We start from the raw sequence: 16,941 nt of genomic DNA, 5'->3' as shown, positions 1-16,941 counted from the left end.
GGGACACCGGGCGCCACCCACCCCGTGGCATCCCCGCGCACCGGCAGCTCCGGGCGGCACTTCTGCCGCCCGGAGCTGCCGCGTCTACTGCCCCGGGAGCGCCCCGCGCGCACCTAGCGTGGACGGCACGGAGGCGAGAGGAACCGTTCGCCCCGGTCTCTCGGCCCCAGCCCCCGGAGGAAGTCAGCATGGCCCCCAGCAGAACGGAAGACCTGCTCGACGGCGGACCCTCTCCCGCCCCCGCCCCGCCCGTGCTCGACCTGATCGCCCGGCAGGAGCGCACCCGTCCCGACGCGGTCGCCCTCGTCCACGCCGAGGCGCGACTGACGTACGCCGAGCTCGGCGCCGCCGTCCGCGAGCGGGCCGCCCTGCTCGCCGCCGACGGGGCCGGTCCCGGCCGGCTCGTCGCCCTGCACCGGCCGCGCGGCATCGACGCGATCGTCGGTCTGCTCGCGGTCCTCGCCACCGGCGCCGCCTACCTGCCGCTGGACGTCCAGGCGCCCGACGCCCGCAACGAGGCCATCCTCGGCGACGCCTGCGGCACCGCCGCCCCCGCCCCGTCCGAGGTGGCCCGCCACGGCGAACTCGTCCTCGGCGGGCCCGGCGCCGACGCGGGCGCCGCCTACGTCATCTACACGTCCGGTTCCACCGGCGTCCCCAACGGCGTCGTCGTCCCCCACGACGCCCTCGCCCACTTCATCGCCGGCGCCGTCCCCGCGTACGGCATCGACGCCGACTCCGTCGTCCTCCAGTTCAGCCCGCTGCACTTCGACGCCAGCGTCCAGGAGGTCTTCGCGACCCTCGGCGCCGGCGGCACCCTCGTGCTGCGCACCGACGACATGCTCGACGTCGCCGAGCTCCTCGCCGGCTGCGCCCGGCACGGCGTCACCCTCCTCGACCTGCCCGCCGCCTACTGGCACGAGCTGGTCTACGTCCTCACCACCGGTTCCGTCCGGCTCCCCGACTGCCTGCGGACCGTCATCATCTACGGCGAGGCGGCCCTGCCCGAGCGGATCGGCCAGTGGCGCGGGCTCGTCGGCGACTCCGTACGGCTGCTCAACGCGTACGGGCCGACCGAGACGACCGTCGTCGCCACCGTCGCCGACCTCACCCGGCACGAGGCCGGGCGGCCGGTGCCGATCGGGCGTCCGCTGCCGGGCGTGCGGGCGGCGATCGTCGGCGGCGAGCTGTGGCTCCTCGGCGGCGGCCTCACCCGGGGCTATCTGCACCGGCCCGAGCTGAACGCCCGCCGCTTCACCGAGCTCGACGGCGAACGCGCCTACCGGACCGGCGACCTCGTCACCCTCGGCGAGGACCGGCAGATCCTCTACCACGGGCGCCTCGACGACGAGGTGAAGATCGGCGGCCAGCGCATCGACCCCGCCGCAGTCGACTCCGTCCTCGCCGGCCACCCCGCCGTCCGGGAGGCCGCCGTCGTCGCCCAGCAGGACGCCGAGGGCGTCAAGCGGCTGGTCGCCTTCGTCGTCACCGACGGCGGCACCGGCGCCGAGGAACTGCGCAGCCACGTACGGGACCGGATGCCCGCCGCGGCCGTCCCCGCCGTCTCCGTCGTCGTCGCGCTGCCCCGCACCAGCTCCGGCAAGATCAACCGCAAGGTGCTGCGGACCACCGACCCCCGGCTGCCCGTCGTCCACGAGGAGCCGCTGCCGGCCGAGGACCGGGTCCCGCTCTCGCACGCCCAGCGGCGCCTGTGGCTGCTCGACCAGCTCGACGGGCCGTCCGGCGCCTACAACATGCCGATCGTCCTGCACCTGGACGCGGCTCCCGACCGGGCCGCGCTCGCCGCCGCCGTCGCCGACCTCGCCGAGCGGCACGAGGTGCTCCGCACCGTCTTCCTCGCCCCCGAGGACGAGCCCTACCAGCACATCCTCGCCCCCGCCGCGGTCCGGCTCCGCACCGTCGACGCCCCCTCGGCGGAACTCCCCGCCCTGGTCGCGCGGTTCACCGCCGAGACCTTCGACCTCTCCCGCGAACTGCCGCTGCGCGTCGCCCTGTTCGTCCCCGACGACGGTGCCCCCGGGGCCACCCTCGCGATCCTGCTCCACCACGTCGCCGGGGACGGCTGGTCGCTCACCCCGCTGATGACCGACCTCGCCCGCGCCTACACGGCCCGCGCCGGGGGCCGCGCGCCCACGTGGGAGCCGCTGCCCGTCCAGTACGCCGACTACACCCTCTGGCAGCACGACGTCCTCGGCGACGCCGACGACCCCGACTCCGTCCTCGCCCAGGGCCTGGCCCACTGGCGCACCGCCCTCGCCGGACAGCCCGCCGTCACCGCCCTGCCGCTCGACCGCCCCCGGCCCGCCGTCCGCGACCACGCCGGCGCCCTGCTGGCGACCGCCCTCGACGCGGACGTCCACGCCCGCCTCGTCCGCCTCGCCGAACGGCACGACGCCAGCCTGCTCATGGTCGTGCAGGCCGCCCTCGCACTGGCCCTGCGCGCGACCGGCGCGGGGGACTCCGTCGCCCTCGGCACCCCCGTCGCCGGCCGCGACGACGAGGCCCTCGACGAACTCGTCGGCTTCTTCGTCAACACCCTGGTGCTGCCCACCGACACCTCGGGCGACCCCGCCTTCACCGAGCTCCTCGACCGCGTCCGCGACACCGACCTGGGCGCCTTCGCCCACCAGCGGATCCCCTTCGACCTGCTCGTCGAACACCTCAACCCGCCCCGGCACCCCGGCGTCCACCCCCTCTTCCAGGTGATGCTCACCCTGAACGCCACCGGACCCGGCCAGGGCGCCTTCCCGTTCGGCCCGGTCACCGGCAGCTTCGCCGAGGAGGACGCCCCCGCCACCACCAAGTTCGACCTCACCGCCGCCTGCGTCGACACCCGCGACGCCGACGGCGCCCCCGCCGGACTCCGCCTCGGCCTGGAGTACGCCCAGGACGTCTTCGCCGACGAGCAGGTGCCCCGGCTCCTCCTCACCGCCTTCGAACGCGCCCTGCGCACCGCCGCCGACGACCCCGGCCGGCCGGTACGGGACGAGGCCCTCGTCCCCGCCGACGCCCGCCCCGCCCTGGACGAGCGCCGGGCCCGCGCCCACGAGAGCGGTCCGGCCGCCGCGGACGGCGGGAGCGCCGAGGACGCCAGGACGGCCGAGGGCGTCGTCGACGCCGAGCTCGTCGCCACCCTGTGCGCGATGTTCGCCGAGGTCCTCGGGCTCGACCAGGTCGGCCCGCACGAAGGCTTCTTCACCGTCGGCGGGCACTCCATGAGCGGCGTCCGCCTCGCCAACCGGATCCGCGCCCGCCTCGGCGCCGACATCCAGGTCCGCGACCTGCTGCTCGCGCCGACCCCCGAGGCCCTCGCCCGCCGCATCGCCGCCGCCGCGTCCGCCACCGCCTCCGACGGCACGTCCGACGGCGCCCCGGCCGCCGCGCCCGCCCGCCCCCGGCCCGCCCCGCGCGCCGACCGGCCCGACCGGATCCCCCTCTCGTACGCCCAGCGCAGGCTCTGGTTCATCGACACCCTCGAAGGCCCCAGCGCCGCCTACAACATCCCGCTCGTCCTGCACCCCGCCGAGCCCCTCGACCCCGCCGTGCTCGCCGACGCCCTCGCCGACCTGTCCGACCGGCACGAGGTGCTCCGCACCCGCTACCGCGCCGTCGACGGCGAACCCCACCAGGAGATCCTGACCGGCGTCCGGCCCGCCCTCGACCACCGCACCGTCCCCGCCGACCGGCTCGCCGCCGCCGTCGCCGAGGCCGCGGGACACGTCTTCGACCTCGCCGAGGAGACCCCGCTGCGGGCCACGCTGCTCGGCCCCGAGGGCGACGGCGCCGGTGCCGGAGAGGGATCCGGGCACGGCGCCGGGGCCGGACCCGGGCACGGTGCCGGAGACGGCGCCGACGCAGGACACGGACAGGTGCTCGTCCTGCTCGTCCACCACATCGCCGCCGACGGCTGGTCCACCGGACCGCTCCTCGCCGACCTCGCCGGCGCCTACCGGGCCCGCGCCGAGGGCCGGGCCCCCGCGTGGGAGCCGCTGCCCGTCCAGTACGCCGACTACACCCTCTGGCAGCACGAGCTCCTGGCGGGCCCCGCCGCCGACGCCCACCGCGACCACTGGCGCACCGCCCTCGCCGGCGCCCCCGCCGCCGTCGAACTGCCCGCCGCCCGCCCCCGGCCCGCCGAGGCGAGCCACCGCGGCGACCGCGCCCCCGTCACCGTCGACGCCGCCACCCACGAGGCCCTGGAGAAGCTGGCCCGGGACAACGGCGCCACCCTCTTCATGGTCCTCCAGGCCGCCCTCGCCGCCGTCCTCACCCGGCACGGCGCGGGCACCGACCTGCCGCTCGCGACCATGACCGCAGGCCGCGACGACGAACTCCTCGGCGGACTCGTCGGCTTCTTCGTCAACACCCTCGTGCTGCGCACCGACACCTCCGGCGACCCCGCCTTCACCGAGCTCCTCGACCGGGTCCGGCACACCGACCTGGCCGCCTACGCCCACCAGGAACTCCCCTTCGACCGGGTCGTCGAGGACCTCAACCCGGTCCGCACCACCGCCCACCACCCGCTCGCCCAGATCGTCGTCCAGCTCCACCACGACTACACGCGGGGCGTCCCCGGCGCGGACACCGCCGCGCGCCTCTTCCGCGAGGACGGGCCGGGCCTCCTCACCACCGTCACCACCAAGTTCGACCTCACCTTCGCCCTCGACGAACGGCGCGACGCGGCCGGCCGGCCCGCCGGCCTCGCCGGCGGACTGGAGTACGCCACCGACCTGTTCGACGCCTCCACCGCCGCCCTGCTCGCCGCCCACCTGGAGCGCACCCTGCGCGCCGCGGCCGCCGACCCCGGGGTACGGATCGGGGAACTGCCCCTGCTCACCGAAGCCGACCGCTTCCGGCTCGTCGCCGACTACAACGACACCGCCACCGTCCTGCCCGAACGCGGCACCGTCCACGGCCTGATCGCCCGACGCGCCGCCCGCACCCCCGACGCGCCCGCCCTCCTCACCGACGACGAGACCCTCACGTACGCCGGTCTCGACGCCCGCGCCGACGCGCTCGCCGCCCGGCTGCGCGCCGCCGGGGTCCGCCGCGGCGACACCGTCGGCGTCCTGCTGGGCCGGGGCGTCCCGCTGATCGTGACCGCCCTCGCCGCCCTCAAGACCGGCGCCGCCTACCTGCCGCTCGACCCCCGGCTGCCGCAGGCGCGGATCCGGCTGATGCTGGAGGACTCCGGGGCCCGGCTCGTCGCCACCGACCGCGCCCACACCCCGCCGGAGGGCACGCCCGTGCTGCGCGTCGACGCGGCGGACGGAGGCGAGGCCGCCGCCACCCCGGACGCCCCGCTCACCGAGGCCTCCGACGACGACCTGATGTACGTCATGTTCACCTCGGGCTCCACCGGTCGGCCCAAGGGCGTCGGCGTCACCCACCGCAACGTCGTCGAGCTCGCCGCCGACCGCGACCTCTCCCTCGGCCCCGACCGGCGCATGCTCGTGCACTCCGCGACCGGCTTCGACGCCTCCGTCTTCGAGATCTGGGCCCCGCTCCTCGGCGGCGGCAGCCTCGTCCTGCTGGCCGGCGACGGCACCGACCTCGACGAGACCGCCCGTGCCGTCCGCCGCCACGGCGTCACCACCGCGTACTTCACCGTCGGCCTCTTCCACGTCATGGCCGACGAGGGGCTCGACACCCTGGGCCTGCTGCGCGAGGTGTGGACCGGCGGCGACGTGGCCTCCCCGGCCGCAGTCCAGCGGGTGCTCACGCACTGCCCGGACACCGTCCTCGTGCACTCCTACGGCCCCACCGAGACCACCTTCGCCTCGCACAACCAGTGGTTCACCACGAAGCCCGGCGAGGGCCGCGTCCTGCGCGGCGCCGGACTCCACCTCGGGCGGCCCATGGACAACACCCGCAGCCACGTCCTGGACGCGCACCTGCGCCCCGTCCCGCCCGGCGTCCCCGGCGAGCTGTACGTCGCGGGCGGACACGTCGCGCGGGGCTACGTCGGGCGCCCGGGCCTCACCGCCGAGCGGTTCGTCCCCGACCCCTTCGAGGGCGACGGCAGCCGCATGTACCGCACCGGCGACCGCGTGCTGTGGACCCCCGGCGGCGAACTCCGCTTCCTCGGCCGGGCGGACGGTCAGATCAAGCTCCGGGGCGTGCGCATCGAACCCGGCGAGGTCGAGCGGGTGCTCGCCGCCCACCCGGCGGTCGGCCAGGCCCTCGCCGTCGTCCGCGAGGACCGGCCCGGCGACAAGAGCCTCGTCGGATACGTGGTCCCCCGCGCGGGCGACGCCGTCACCGAGGCCGAACTCCTCGCCGAGGCCCGCGCCCTGCTCCCGGAGCACCTGGTGCCGTCGGCGGTCGTCGTCCTCGACGCCCTGCCGCTCACCGTCAACGGCAAGCCCGACCGTGCCGCCCTGCCGGCCCCGCACCGGCCCGCCGCCGATCCCGGCGGCCGGGCCCCGCGCAACGCCCGCGAGGAGGTCCTCTGCGCCCTCTTCGCCGAGATCCTCGACGTCCCCGAAGCCGGCATCGACGACAACTTCTTCACCCTCGGCGGGCACTCCCTGCTCGGCGTCCGGCTCGTCAACCGGATGCGCACCGTCCTCGGCGTCGAACGCACCGTCCGCGACCTCTTCCGCACGCCCACCCCGGCCGGACTCCTCGGCTCGCACGAGGACTCCGGCGCCGACGGCGACGCCTCCGCCCTCGGGGTGCTGCTCCCGCTCAGCACCCGCGGCACCCGCCGCCCGCTGTTCTGCGTCCACCCCGGCACCGGCGTCGGCTGGGCCTACGCCGGCCTCGCCCGGCACCTCGGCGACGACCAGCCGCTCTACGCCCTCCAGGCCCGCTCGCTCAGCGACCCCGGCCACCGGCCCGGCAGCGTCGAGGAGATGGCCGACGCCTACCTGGAGCGGATCCGCTCCGTCCAGCCCTGGGGCCCGTACCGGCTGCTCGGCTGGTCCTTCGGCGGCCTGGTCGCCCACACCGTCGCCGTACGGCTCCGCGAGGCGGGGGAGCGGGTCGAACTCCTCGCGCTCATGGACGTCCACCAGACCGGACCCGGCAGCGTCTCCGTCCTGCCGCCCGAGGAGCGCGCCGCGGCCGAGCCGCCCGCCGACCTCGCCGAGGCGATGGAGCGGATCCGCCGCGAGGACCCCGTCCTCGCCGGCTTCACCGGCTCCGAACTCCGTGCCGTGCTCCGCGCCTCCGAGACCCACGCCGGTCTCATGGCCCGGCACGTCCCCGGCGTCGCCGACACCGACCTCCTGTTCTTCACCGCCCGCAGGCCGGCCGAACCGGAAGGCGTTCTCGCCGCGACCTGGATTCCCTTCACCGAAGGAATCATCGAGAACCACACCATCGAATGCGGTCATCTCCAGATGACCGAACCGGAACCACTCGCACACATCGGCAGCATTCTCGCGGAGAAGCTCTCCGCCCTCCAGAAGAAGGAAATGAGGACCCAGTCATGAGCGATTCCATCAACCCGTTCGACAACGCCGAGGGCACCTTCCACGTCGTCGTCAACGAGGAGGGCCAGCACGCCCTGTGGCCGTCCTTCGCCGCCGTGCCGGCCGGCTGGACCAGCCTCTGGGGCCCCGGTGAGCGGGGTGAAGCCCTGGAGTTCATCACGGTGAACTGGACCGACATCCGCCCGCGGAGCCTCGTCGCCCAGTACGCCTGACCCCGCACGAGCACGATCCCGGCACCTCCCAGCAGGCGCCGCGCCCCGCATCCGAAGCGGGGCGCGGCGCCTTTTCCGTTCCCTTTTCCAGGCCATTTCCGCACGCGAAAGTGCCGGTCGTTGCTGCCGCTCCGACTTCCCCTTCCGGAGCCTGCGGAAAATTACTCTTCAGACATGAAGATTCTCTTGAGCGGAACCGCCTCGGATTCCCATACGTGGAATCTCGTGTACCTCCGGCTCTTCCTGGAGGAGCACGGCCACGAGGTCGTCGGCCTCGGCCCCTGCGTCGATGCCGGACTGCTCGCCGACGCCTGCCTGCGGCACGCCCCCGACACGGTGGTGCTCAGCAGCGTCAACGGGCACGGCTACCGCGACGGCCTCGACGCCGTCCGCGCGCTCCGCGCCGAACCCGCCCTCGCCGCACTGCCCGTGGTGCTCGGCGGCAAGCTCGGCGTCGTCGGACGCCGCCAGGACGAGGAGGTCCGGAGCCTCCTGGACGCCGGCTGCGACGCGGTCCTCGGCGACGACCTCGACGCCCTGCGCGCCTTTCTCGCCGTCCGAGCCCGCACGGAGGTCCCGGCGTGACCGCCGCCGCCACCGTCCCCGCCGGCTCCGGCTTCGGGGCCTTCGTCGCCGCGGCCTCCGCCGCCGGCCGGCTCGTCGTCCAGCCCCGCATGGGCTTCGGCGACCCGGACCTCATGAGGACCGGCCTCGCCCGCACCCGCGCGGCCACCGCCCACACGGTCGGCACCCTCACCGTCGACAGCTACACCCGCGTCGGCGCCCTCGACGCCGCCCGCGCCGCCGTCGCCGACGGCACCCGCCTCAACGGCTACCCGATCGCCGCCCACTCCCCGGACACCACCCGCGCCGTCCTGGACGGGCTGCGCGGACCCGGCTTCCCGGTCCAGGTCAGGCACGGCTCCGCCCGCCCCGAGGCCATCGTGCGCGCCCTCACCGCCGCGGGCCTCGACGCGACCGAGGGCGGTCCCGTCTCGTACTGCCTGCCCTACGGCCGCACCCCGCTGCGGGAGTCCGTCGCGGCCTGGGTCCGCGCCTGTGAACTCCTCACCGAACTCAGCCCGGGCACCCCGCACCTGGAGAGCTTCGGCGGCTGCCTCCTCGGCCAGCTGTGCCCGCCCGGCCTGCTCGTCGCCATGAGCGTCCTGGAGTGCCTCTTCTTCGCCCGGCACGGGCTGCGCAGCGTCTCCCTCAGCTACGCCCAGCAGACCGACGCCGCCCAGGACGAGGAGGCGCTGCGGGCCCTGCACCGGCTCGCCGCCGAGTTCCTGCCGGCCGGCGTCGAGCACCACGTCGTCCTCTACACGTACATGGGCGTCTACCCCCGCACCGAGAGCGGCGCCCTCCGGCTCCTGGAGGCGTCCGCCCGCCTCGCCGTCCGCTCCGGAGCCGGGCGCCTCATCGTCAAGACCGCCGCCGAGGCCCACCGGATCCCGACCGTCGACGAGAACGTCCGCGCCCTGGAGACCGCGGCCGCGGCCGCCGCGCTCGCGGGCGCCCCCGCCCCGGACACGGCCCCCGAGGACGGCGAGATCTACCAGGAGGCCCGCACCCTCGTCGAGACCGTGCTCGGCCTCCACCCCGAGCTCTCCCGCGCCCTGCCGGCCGCCTTCGCCCGCGGCCTGCTGGACGTGCCCCTCTGCCTCCACCCCGACAACGCCGGCCGTTCGCTCGGCTTCATCGACCCTGCCGGACGCCTCCGCTGGGCCCGCACCGGCGCCATGCCCCTGCGCCCCGACACGGGCGCGGACGCGGCCCCGTTCACCTCGTCGGGACTGCTCACCGCCCTCCAGCACGTCGCGGACCGCTACGACCGGGACCGGGACGGGGACGGGGAGCAGGACCGGCGCCGGGACGGGGCGCGGCACCACGACGACGCCGCCCGGTCCGGCCGAGCCGGACGCCGCGACACGGGACCCGGCCGCGTCGCCGCGCCCGAGCTGACCGTCTGACCCGCCCCGACCCCGCCCGCCCGAACGGGCCCGCCGCCCACACCCCGCGTACGCGCTCCGTACGCCGCCCCGCACAGCCCGCACACCCGCCCCTCCCGTACGAGATCAGGAGCCCCGCCATGGACCAGCCCGCGCCCTTCGCCGCCGCCCCGCCCACCCCGCCCCCGCTCGGCGAGCACCTGCGCTCGCCCGAGCTGCGGGCCGCCATGCTCGTCCAGCAGGAGGCCCTCCAGGGCGCCCGCGACTACCTGCGCGGACAGGGGTTCACCGAGCTGCTCCCGCCGCTCGTCGGACCCGTCACCGACCCGGGCGGCCGTGGGGCCAAGGCCCTCGACGTCGACTACTACGGGCACCCGTACAAGCTCATGACCAGCGCCATCCTCTACAAGCAGGCGTCCCTGCGCGGCTTCCCCCGCCTCTTCTACGTCGCCCCCAACGTCCGCGTGGAGCCCGAGGAGACCGCCACCACCGGCCGGCACCTGGTCGAGTTCCACCAGATCGACGTCGAGATCGCCGACGCGGGCCGCGAGGAGGCCCAGGAGATCGCCGCCGGGCTGCTCTCCCACGTCACCGAGCACGTCTGGACCACGATTCCCGAGGTCCTCACCGGACTCGGCCGCATGGAGGCCGACTTCGCGGACATCCGCGCCGGGAAGTACGACGTGCGCACGCACGACGAGGCCGTCTCCCGGCTGCTGTCCCTCGGCCACCCGCAGAACCCGGACGGCGAGATCGACTGGACCGGCGAGCGCATCCTCTCCCTGGAGAGCGACCGCCCCTTCTTCGTCGACGACTACCCCAAGGGCTCGCGCGGCTTCTACGACCGCGAGGACCCCGAACGCCCCGGCGTGCTCCGCAACTTCGACCTGATCGCCCCGCACGGCTACGGCGAGCTGGTCTCCGGCAGCGAGCGCGAGGCCGACTACGCCACCCTCGTCACCCGGATGCGGGAGAGCGGCGAGAACCCCGCCAAGTACGCCTGGTACCTGAAGGAGGCCCGCGAGGGCATCCCGGCCAGCGCCGGCTTCGGCATGGGGCTCCAGCGCCTGGTCCGCTTCCTCACCGGCTTCGACGCCCTCTGGCAGGTCAGCGCCTACCCGAAGCTCCCCGGAGTGGTGACCCCGTGACGATGACGATCCCGGCCGCCCCGGCCATGCCGGCCGTTCCCGCCGCACAGCCCGTGGACGGCTTCGCCGCGCCCCTCCCGCCGACGGAGCCCGCCCCGCTCACGGCCCCGGCCCCGTCCGCACCGTCCGCCCCGTCCGCCCCCTCCTCGACGTCGGCTCCGTCCCCGCGGTCAGGGCCGTCCGGCCTCTCCGCCCCCGGCTTTCCCGAGGCACAGGTGCGGGCGCGGGCCAGGACCGGAGCCGCCGCCGTCTTCCCGGACCCCGGCACCTACGGCGCCCACCTCCACGGCCCGGCCGCCGGGCACACCGGGGACGCCCTGGACCGGCTGCGGATCGTCCCGCCGGTCTTCATGCCGGAGCGCCTGGAGAAGCTCATCGACCTCGCCCGCGAGCCCGAGTTCGGCGACGTCGACCTCACCGCGCGGGTCGGCGGCTTCACCGCCCGGCTGCCGCTCTACCTCTCCGCCTTCGGCTCCACCCGGGCCGGCAGCGGCGACCTCGCCGTCCACGCGAGCCGGCAGGCCGCCCGCCTCGGCATCCCCATGGTCATCGGCGAGAACATGGTCCCCGTCCACGGCTACCGCAAGGCCGGCGACGCGACCCGCTCCGCCCTGCGCGCCCGCGTCGAGGCCTATCTGGAGGCGGCGCCCGACGGCGTCGGAGGCATCGTCGTCCAGCAGTCCACCGAGGACGCCGACTCCGAGGTCTGGAACCTCCTCTACAGCGACCCCGCCTTCCGCCCGCTCCTGGAGACCGGCCGGCTCGCCTTCGAGCTGAAGACCGGCCAGGGCGCCAAGCCCGGCCTCGGCGGCATGACCGTCGTCGGCCGCGCCGAGGCCGAACAGCTCGCCCGCCGCTTCACGGTCCGCGAGGTCTTCGGCGAGGACGCCCCCCGGCTGCTCCGCTGCGCGACCCCCGGCACCTTCACCGAGGAGATCCTCCGCCAGCAGCTCCGCTTCATGCGCAACAACTTCCCCAAGGCGCGGACCTGGGTGAAGTTCCACCCCGGCCGCGACATCGAGCGGGCCGCCCGCACCGCCTGGGCCGCCGGGGCGGACGCCGTCACCGTCGACGGAGCCGAGGGCGGCACCGGCTGGGCACCCGGGGTGTTCCTGGACCAGGTCGGCCTGCCCCTCGCCGAGTGCCTGCGCCGGATCGGCCGGCCCGGGGGCTGCCTCCTCGCCAGCGGCGGCGTGTGGGAGGGCGGCCGGGCCGTCCGCGCCCTCGCCCTCGGGGCCACCGCGGTCGGCCTCGGCCGGGCCGCCCTCGTCGCCGTCGACGAGGACCCCGAGCACGGCCTGGAACGCCTCGTCGAGGCCCTCGCCCTCGAACTCCGGCTGCTCGTCAGCGCCCTCGGCAAGTACGCGCCCGCCGCCCTGGCCCCGGACGACCTCTGGGACCCGGCTCAGGGAGCGGTCCCGTGTTGAGGCCGCCCCGGCGCGGCGCCTCCCGCACCGTGCACGCCCGGTTCTCGGTGCGGGAGACCCCCGGCGTCACCGTCGGCGCCCCCGGCCGCCTGCCGTACGGGGTCGAGGGCACCGCCCGCCGCACCGCGCAGCGCGCCCTCGGCGAGGCCGGCCGCGGCTACCTCGGCGGGCACGTCGAACTCCGCGCGCCCCGGGGCCTCGCCCCCCGGGTCCTGCGCCGGGCAACCGACCGCGCAGTGGCCCTCGCGGTGGCGGCCACCCTCCACGGCGCACCCCCGGCCACCCGCATCCGGCTCCGCCCCCGCACCTGACCGAACGCCGACCCACTCCGCCGGCGGCCCGCTCCCCTCCAGCAGGCAGCAGCCCTCCGTACGCAGCAGCCCCCCGTACGCAGCAGCCCCCCCGTACGCAGCAGCCCCACCCGCACGCAGCAGCCCTCCCGCCCACAGAAAGCCGATCCCATGGCCACGCCCCTCGCCGATCCGCCCGCCCCCGCCGTCGACTGGCGCCGCATCAGCAGCCTCGTCGTCGGTCAGGCCGCCGTACAGGCGGGCAGTTTCGCGCTCCTCATCGCCATGAGCTGGACCGCCGTCCAGCTCGGCGGCCGAGGCGCCGTCACCGCCGTGACCCTCGCGGCCACCCTGCCCCGCGCCCTGCTGCTCCTCTTCGGCGGCGCCCTGACCGACCTCCTCGGCCCGCGCGCCCTCCTGCTGCGCGCCACCAGCGTCCGCGTCCTGGTCCTGGCCGCGGGCACCGTCGTCACCGCCACCACCCACACCCTGTGGCCGCTGATCGTCATCGCCCTCGTCGACGGCGTCCTGCTCGGCCTCACCGGCCCGGCCTCCGGCGTCCTGCTGCCCCATCTGGCACCCCAGGAGCACCTCGGGCGCGCCAACTCCCTCTTCTCCATGGTGCTGCGCCTCGCCCCCATCGCGGGCTCCCCGCTCGGTGCCTGGCTCGTGGTGGTCGGCGGACTGCCCGTCGCGATGACGGCCGCCGCCGTCGGCTGCGCCCTCTGGCTCGGCTGCGCCGCGCACGTCACGCACGGCATGAAGCGGCCCGAGGCCGCCGCGCCGGGCGGCCCGTCGCTGCTGCGCCGCTCCGGCGACGGCTTCCGCCTGCTCGCCGCCCACCCGCGGCTGCGCTGGATGTTCGTGGCCTGCTTCGCGATGGACCTGGCGTTCCTGTGGCCGGCCGAGGTCGCGCTGCCGCTGCGCGCCGCCGACCAGGGCTGGGGCGTGGGCGCGGTGGCGTTCGTCCTCGCCGCCTTCAGCGCGGGGGCGCTCGCCTCGGCCGCGCTCGGCGCCGCGCTGGCCCACCGCATCCCGACCCACCTCAAGCTGGTCGTGACGGGCACCGGTCTGGCCCTCGGCATGGGCGCGATGGCCCTCGTGCCCTCGCCCGGACTGCTCGCCGGGGCGGCGGCCGTCGTCGGCCTGCTCTCGGGCCTCAACGGTCCGGCGCTGGTCACGGCCTATCAGCAGGCGGTGCCCGAGGGCCGGATGGGCGCCGCGATGTCGACCTTCGCGCTGTCCGGGATCGGCGCGGCACCGCTCTCGCTCGCCGTCTTCACCCCGGTCTCGCTGCACCTCGGGGTGACCGGCACCTGGCTGATGTGCGCCGGCCTCGCCCTGGTCTCCCCGATCGCCGCGGGCGTCGCGCTGCGCGCCGCCGCCCGGGGGAAGGCCGCCGAGCCGCGCACCGAGGACCGCATCCGCACCGCGCCGGAGACCACCGCCACGTCCGTGTGAGGCAGACATGACCCCGCAGACCCCCGCACCCCCGCCGACCCCGCACGCACCCGGCCCCGGGCTCCACGCCCCGGCGCCCGCACGGTCCGCTTCCCCTGCCGCCCCGTCCGCACCCGCCGCGGTCCTGTCCGTGGCCCCGGCCGCCCTGTCCGTACCCTCGGCCGCCTCGTCCGTACCGGCGACCACCCTGTACGTCCCGGCTCCCGACCGATCCGCACCCTCCGTCGAACGCACCGCCTCCTCCTCCCTCCTCCGCCCGTCCCCGCTCCCGCCGCTGCCCTCGGCGCCGGTGCTGCCGCCCGGCCCCCGGGCGGCCCGTCCGCAGCTCTGGCTGGTCGCCACCGAGGTGCACGAGGACAGCGCGGCCCGGTACGCCTCGCTCGTGCTCGACGCGGAGGAGCTGGCGCGGGCCGGGGAGTTCCGGCGGCCGGGCGACCGCGCCACGTACCTGTGCGCGCACGTGGGCCTGCGCCGGCTGCTCGGCGCCCACCTCGGCGTCGCACCGCGCGGCGTCACGGTGGAGCGGGCGCCCTGCCCCTGCTGCGGCGAGCCGCACGGGCGGCCGGTGCTCCCGGACGGGCGGCTGCACTTCTCGCTCTCCCACTGCGAGGGGTTGAGCCTGATCGCCGTCGCGACCACCCCGGTCGGCGTGGACATCGAACGGATCCCGGCCCCGCACCTCGTGGCCGAGCTCGCCGAGGTGCTCCACCCCGCCGAGTCAGCCGAACTGGCGGCCCTCGCCCAGGACCTGCGCCCGGCGGCCTTCGCCCGGGTGTGGACGCGGAAGGAGGCCTACCTGAAGGGGACCGGGGTCGGGCTCGGCGCGGACCCCTCGGCCGAGTACGTCGGCTCGGGCCCGGTCCCGACCGCCCCGCCCGGCTGGCTCCTGGCCGACGTGGCCGTGCCGTCCGGCCACCAGGCGGCGGTGGCGGTCCGCCGGTGACGCCCACCGGGCCGCCCCGTCCGCCGGCGGGGCGGCCCGGGCGCACGGGGGAGCGTGGCGGCGCGCGCGAGTCGAACGCCTGACCCCCGGCCGCCTGCCCGAAAGGATGAACGGCGCTCGTCGACGGCGTTTCGCACCGGTGCCGCCGTCACCCTGCTGACGTGCGTAAGGAGCGCGAGTACACGGTCCCGACCCAGCGGACGAGCCGTCCCGCGGCCGCGGTTCCGCCCCCGACTGCCCCCGGCCCGTACCGGGCCCGCCCGGCGCCACCGCTGCGCGACCGGACGCGGTACTGGATCGACCGGACCGTGGTGAAGGGCATGACCACGGTCGCGGGCTGGCTGACCCTGGTCTGCCTGGCCCTGGTCGCGCCGGTGAGCGCCCTGCTCGTCTGGACCGACTCCCGCTCGCCCGCCACCGTCCAGGGCAAGGTGGAGAGCGTCTGGCGGACCGTCGGCCAGACCCTCCGGCTCGGCGGCGAGGTCGGTCCGCCGCTGCGGGTCGTCCTCACCGTCCTCCTCGCCCTGGTGTCCCTGCTGTACGTCTCCACCCTCGTCGGCCTCGTCACCACCGCCATCACCGACCGGCTGACGGAGCTCCAGCGCGGCCAGTCGACGGTCGTGGAGCGCGGTCACTCGCTGGTCCTCGGCTGGTCCGAGCAGACCCCGACGCTCGTCGCCGAACTGCTCGCCGCGCACGCCCAGCGGCGGCACGGCGCCGTGGTCGTCCTCGCCGACCGCGACAAGCTCGACATGGAGCGGGAGTTACGGGCGGTGGCCGCCGCCGTCGGCGGCCGACGGGTGCGGCTGATCTGCCGCCGGGGCCGCCCCGCCGATCCGGCGGCCCTCGCGCGCGTCGGCCCGGCCGCCGCCGGGACGGTCGTGGTGCTGCCGCCGGACACCCCCGAGGCCGACACCCAGGTGGTCAAGACGCTGCTCGCGCTGCGGGCCGTGGTCGGCGAGGTGCGTCCGGTACGGGTCGTGGCGGCGGTCCGGCAGAGCCGGCACGTCTCCACCGCCCGGCAGGCCGCCGGGCCCGGCGCGGTGGTCCTGGACGTCGACGGCGTCGCGGCCCGGATCCTGGTCCAGTGCGTCCTCGAACCCGGACTGCCGCTCGTGCTGGAGGACCTGCTCGACTTCGCCGGTGCCGAGCTGCACGTCCACCGCGTCCCCGGGCTCGTCGGCCGGACCTTCGGCGAGCTGCGGACGGCCTGCGCGGACGGCTGCGTGGTGGGCCTCGTGCGCCCGGACGGCCCGCCGCTCCTCAACCCGCCGCCGCGCACGGCCCTCGGCCCCGGCGACGCCGTCGTCGTCCTGGCCGAGGACGGGACCCCGCCGACCTGGACCACGACCCCGCCCCCACCGCCCCCGCCCCGCCCACCGGCGGAGTCCGCACCGCCCGCCGCCCCCGCCCGCGTCGTCGTGCTGGGCTGGAACCGGCGGGGCCCGGAGATCGTCGCCGGCCTGTCCCACAACGGCTGGGAGGCGATCCGCGAACAGACCCTCCCACCCACGGACCCGGCCCGGCCCGCCCACCCCGTCCTCGTCCTCGGCGGGCCCGACGGGCACCCCGACCCCGACGAGCAGGCCCTCGTCACCCTCCTCCGGCTGCGCGCCGCCGAGCGCGAGTCGGGGTGTCCGGTCCGTACCGTCGCCGAGCTGAGCGACGTCCGGCACCGCCGCCTCGCCCCGTCCGGTGCGCACACGGACCTCGTGGTCGGCGGACGGCTGGTCGGGCTGCTCATGGCGCAGGTGTCGCAGACCGCCGAACTCGCGGCGGCCTTCGACGAGCTGTTCTCGCCCACGGGCAACGCGATCCGGCTGCGCCCCGCCACCGACTACGTCCCCGCCGGGACCGAGGCCCCCTTCGCCACGCTCGTCGAGGCCGCCGGCCGCCAGGGCGCCACCGCACTCGGCTACCGCCCCGGCGACTCGCGGGTCCCGCTCCTCAACCCGCCGAAGACCGGGACCCGCCGCTGGTCCCACGAGGACGTCCTGATCGTCGTCGCCCGGGCCGGGACAGCGGTGCCGCCGTGAGGGAGCCCCGGC

At 76.5% G+C, this 16,941-nt stretch carries 10 protein-coding genes; all 10 read left to right on the top strand.

The window, feature by feature from the left end:
* Positions 1-188: 188 nt before the first annotated feature.
* The 10 genes from ABD981_RS09485 to ABD981_RS09440 all read left to right on the top strand — a co-directional run bounded on the left by ABD981_RS09485 (position 189) and on the right by ABD981_RS09440 (position 16,929).
* Positions 189-7,460, top strand: coding sequence for a non-ribosomal peptide synthetase (locus ABD981_RS09485; RefSeq protein WP_046907601.1), 7,272 nt, complete (start codon positions 189-191; stop codon positions 7,458-7,460).
* Positions 7,457-7,672, top strand: a complete 216-nt coding sequence (locus ABD981_RS09480; protein ID WP_046907600.1) for an MbtH family protein — start codon at positions 7,457-7,459, stop codon at positions 7,670-7,672. Before ABD981_RS09485 ends, ABD981_RS09480 begins: the two co-directional genes overlap by 4 nt.
* A gap of 174 nt (positions 7,673-7,846) precedes the next feature.
* Entirely contained in the window at positions 7,847-8,257 is a 411-nt protein-coding gene (locus ABD981_RS09475) for a cobalamin B12-binding domain-containing protein (protein ID WP_046907599.1), read from the top strand.
* Entirely contained in the window at positions 8,254-9,645 is a 1,392-nt protein-coding gene (locus tag ABD981_RS09470) for a methylaspartate mutase (RefSeq protein ID WP_240495194.1), read from the top strand. The genes ABD981_RS09475 and ABD981_RS09470 overlap by 4 nt, the downstream gene beginning before the upstream one ends.
* 119 nt (positions 9,646-9,764) lie before the next feature.
* Positions 9,765-10,772, top strand: coding sequence for an asparagine synthetase A (locus tag ABD981_RS09465; protein ID WP_046907598.1), 1,008 nt, complete (start codon positions 9,765-9,767; stop codon positions 10,770-10,772).
* Positions 10,769-12,199 (top strand): glutamate synthase-related protein, encoded by a 1,431-nt coding sequence (locus ABD981_RS09460; RefSeq protein ID WP_240495193.1) that lies wholly within the window; start codon positions 10,769-10,771, stop codon positions 12,197-12,199. Before ABD981_RS09465 ends, ABD981_RS09460 begins: the two co-directional genes overlap by 4 nt.
* Positions 12,193-12,510 (top strand): hypothetical protein, encoded by a 318-nt coding sequence (locus tag ABD981_RS09455; protein ID WP_131723857.1) that lies wholly within the window; start codon positions 12,193-12,195, stop codon positions 12,508-12,510. The genes ABD981_RS09460 and ABD981_RS09455 overlap by 7 nt, the downstream gene beginning before the upstream one ends.
* 150 nt (positions 12,511-12,660) lie before the next feature.
* Positions 12,661-13,950: an MFS transporter gene (locus ABD981_RS09450; protein WP_046907597.1), complete on the top strand. Its 1,290-nt coding sequence runs from the start codon at positions 12,661-12,663 to the stop codon at positions 13,948-13,950.
* A gap of 274 nt (positions 13,951-14,224) precedes the next feature.
* Positions 14,225-14,893, top strand: a complete 669-nt coding sequence (locus ABD981_RS09445; RefSeq protein WP_240495198.1) for a 4'-phosphopantetheinyl transferase family protein — start codon at positions 14,225-14,227, stop codon at positions 14,891-14,893.
* A gap of 161 nt (positions 14,894-15,054) precedes the next feature.
* Positions 15,055-16,929, top strand: a complete 1,875-nt coding sequence (locus tag ABD981_RS09440) for a CASTOR/POLLUX-related putative ion channel (RefSeq protein ID WP_240495192.1) — start codon at positions 15,055-15,057, stop codon at positions 16,927-16,929.
* The last annotated feature ends 12 nt before the right edge of the window (positions 16,930-16,941 follow it).

Origin of the sequence: Streptomyces showdoensis, assembly GCF_039535475.1 — a bacterium.
GTDB lineage: Bacteria > Actinomycetota > Actinomycetes > Streptomycetales > Streptomycetaceae > Streptomyces > Streptomyces showdoensis.
Note: the sequence above shows the minus strand (reverse complement) of the source record. Positions and strands in the feature narration are given on the sequence as shown.

Coding starts and splice junctions, on each gene's coding strand:
- ABD981_RS09485 (WP_046907601.1), top strand. CDS start 189: ATGGCCCCCAGCAGAACGGAAGACCTGCTCGACGGCGGACCCTCTCCC.
- ABD981_RS09480 (WP_046907600.1), top strand. CDS start 7,457: ATGAGCGATTCCATCAACCCGTTCGACAACGCCGAGGGCACCTTCCAC.
- ABD981_RS09465 (WP_046907598.1), top strand. CDS start 9,765: ATGGACCAGCCCGCGCCCTTCGCCGCCGCCCCGCCCACCCCGCCCCCG.
- ABD981_RS09475 (WP_046907599.1), top strand. CDS start 7,847: ATGAAGATTCTCTTGAGCGGAACCGCCTCGGATTCCCATACGTGGAAT.
- ABD981_RS09450 (WP_046907597.1), top strand. CDS start 12,661: ATGGCCACGCCCCTCGCCGATCCGCCCGCCCCCGCCGTCGACTGGCGC.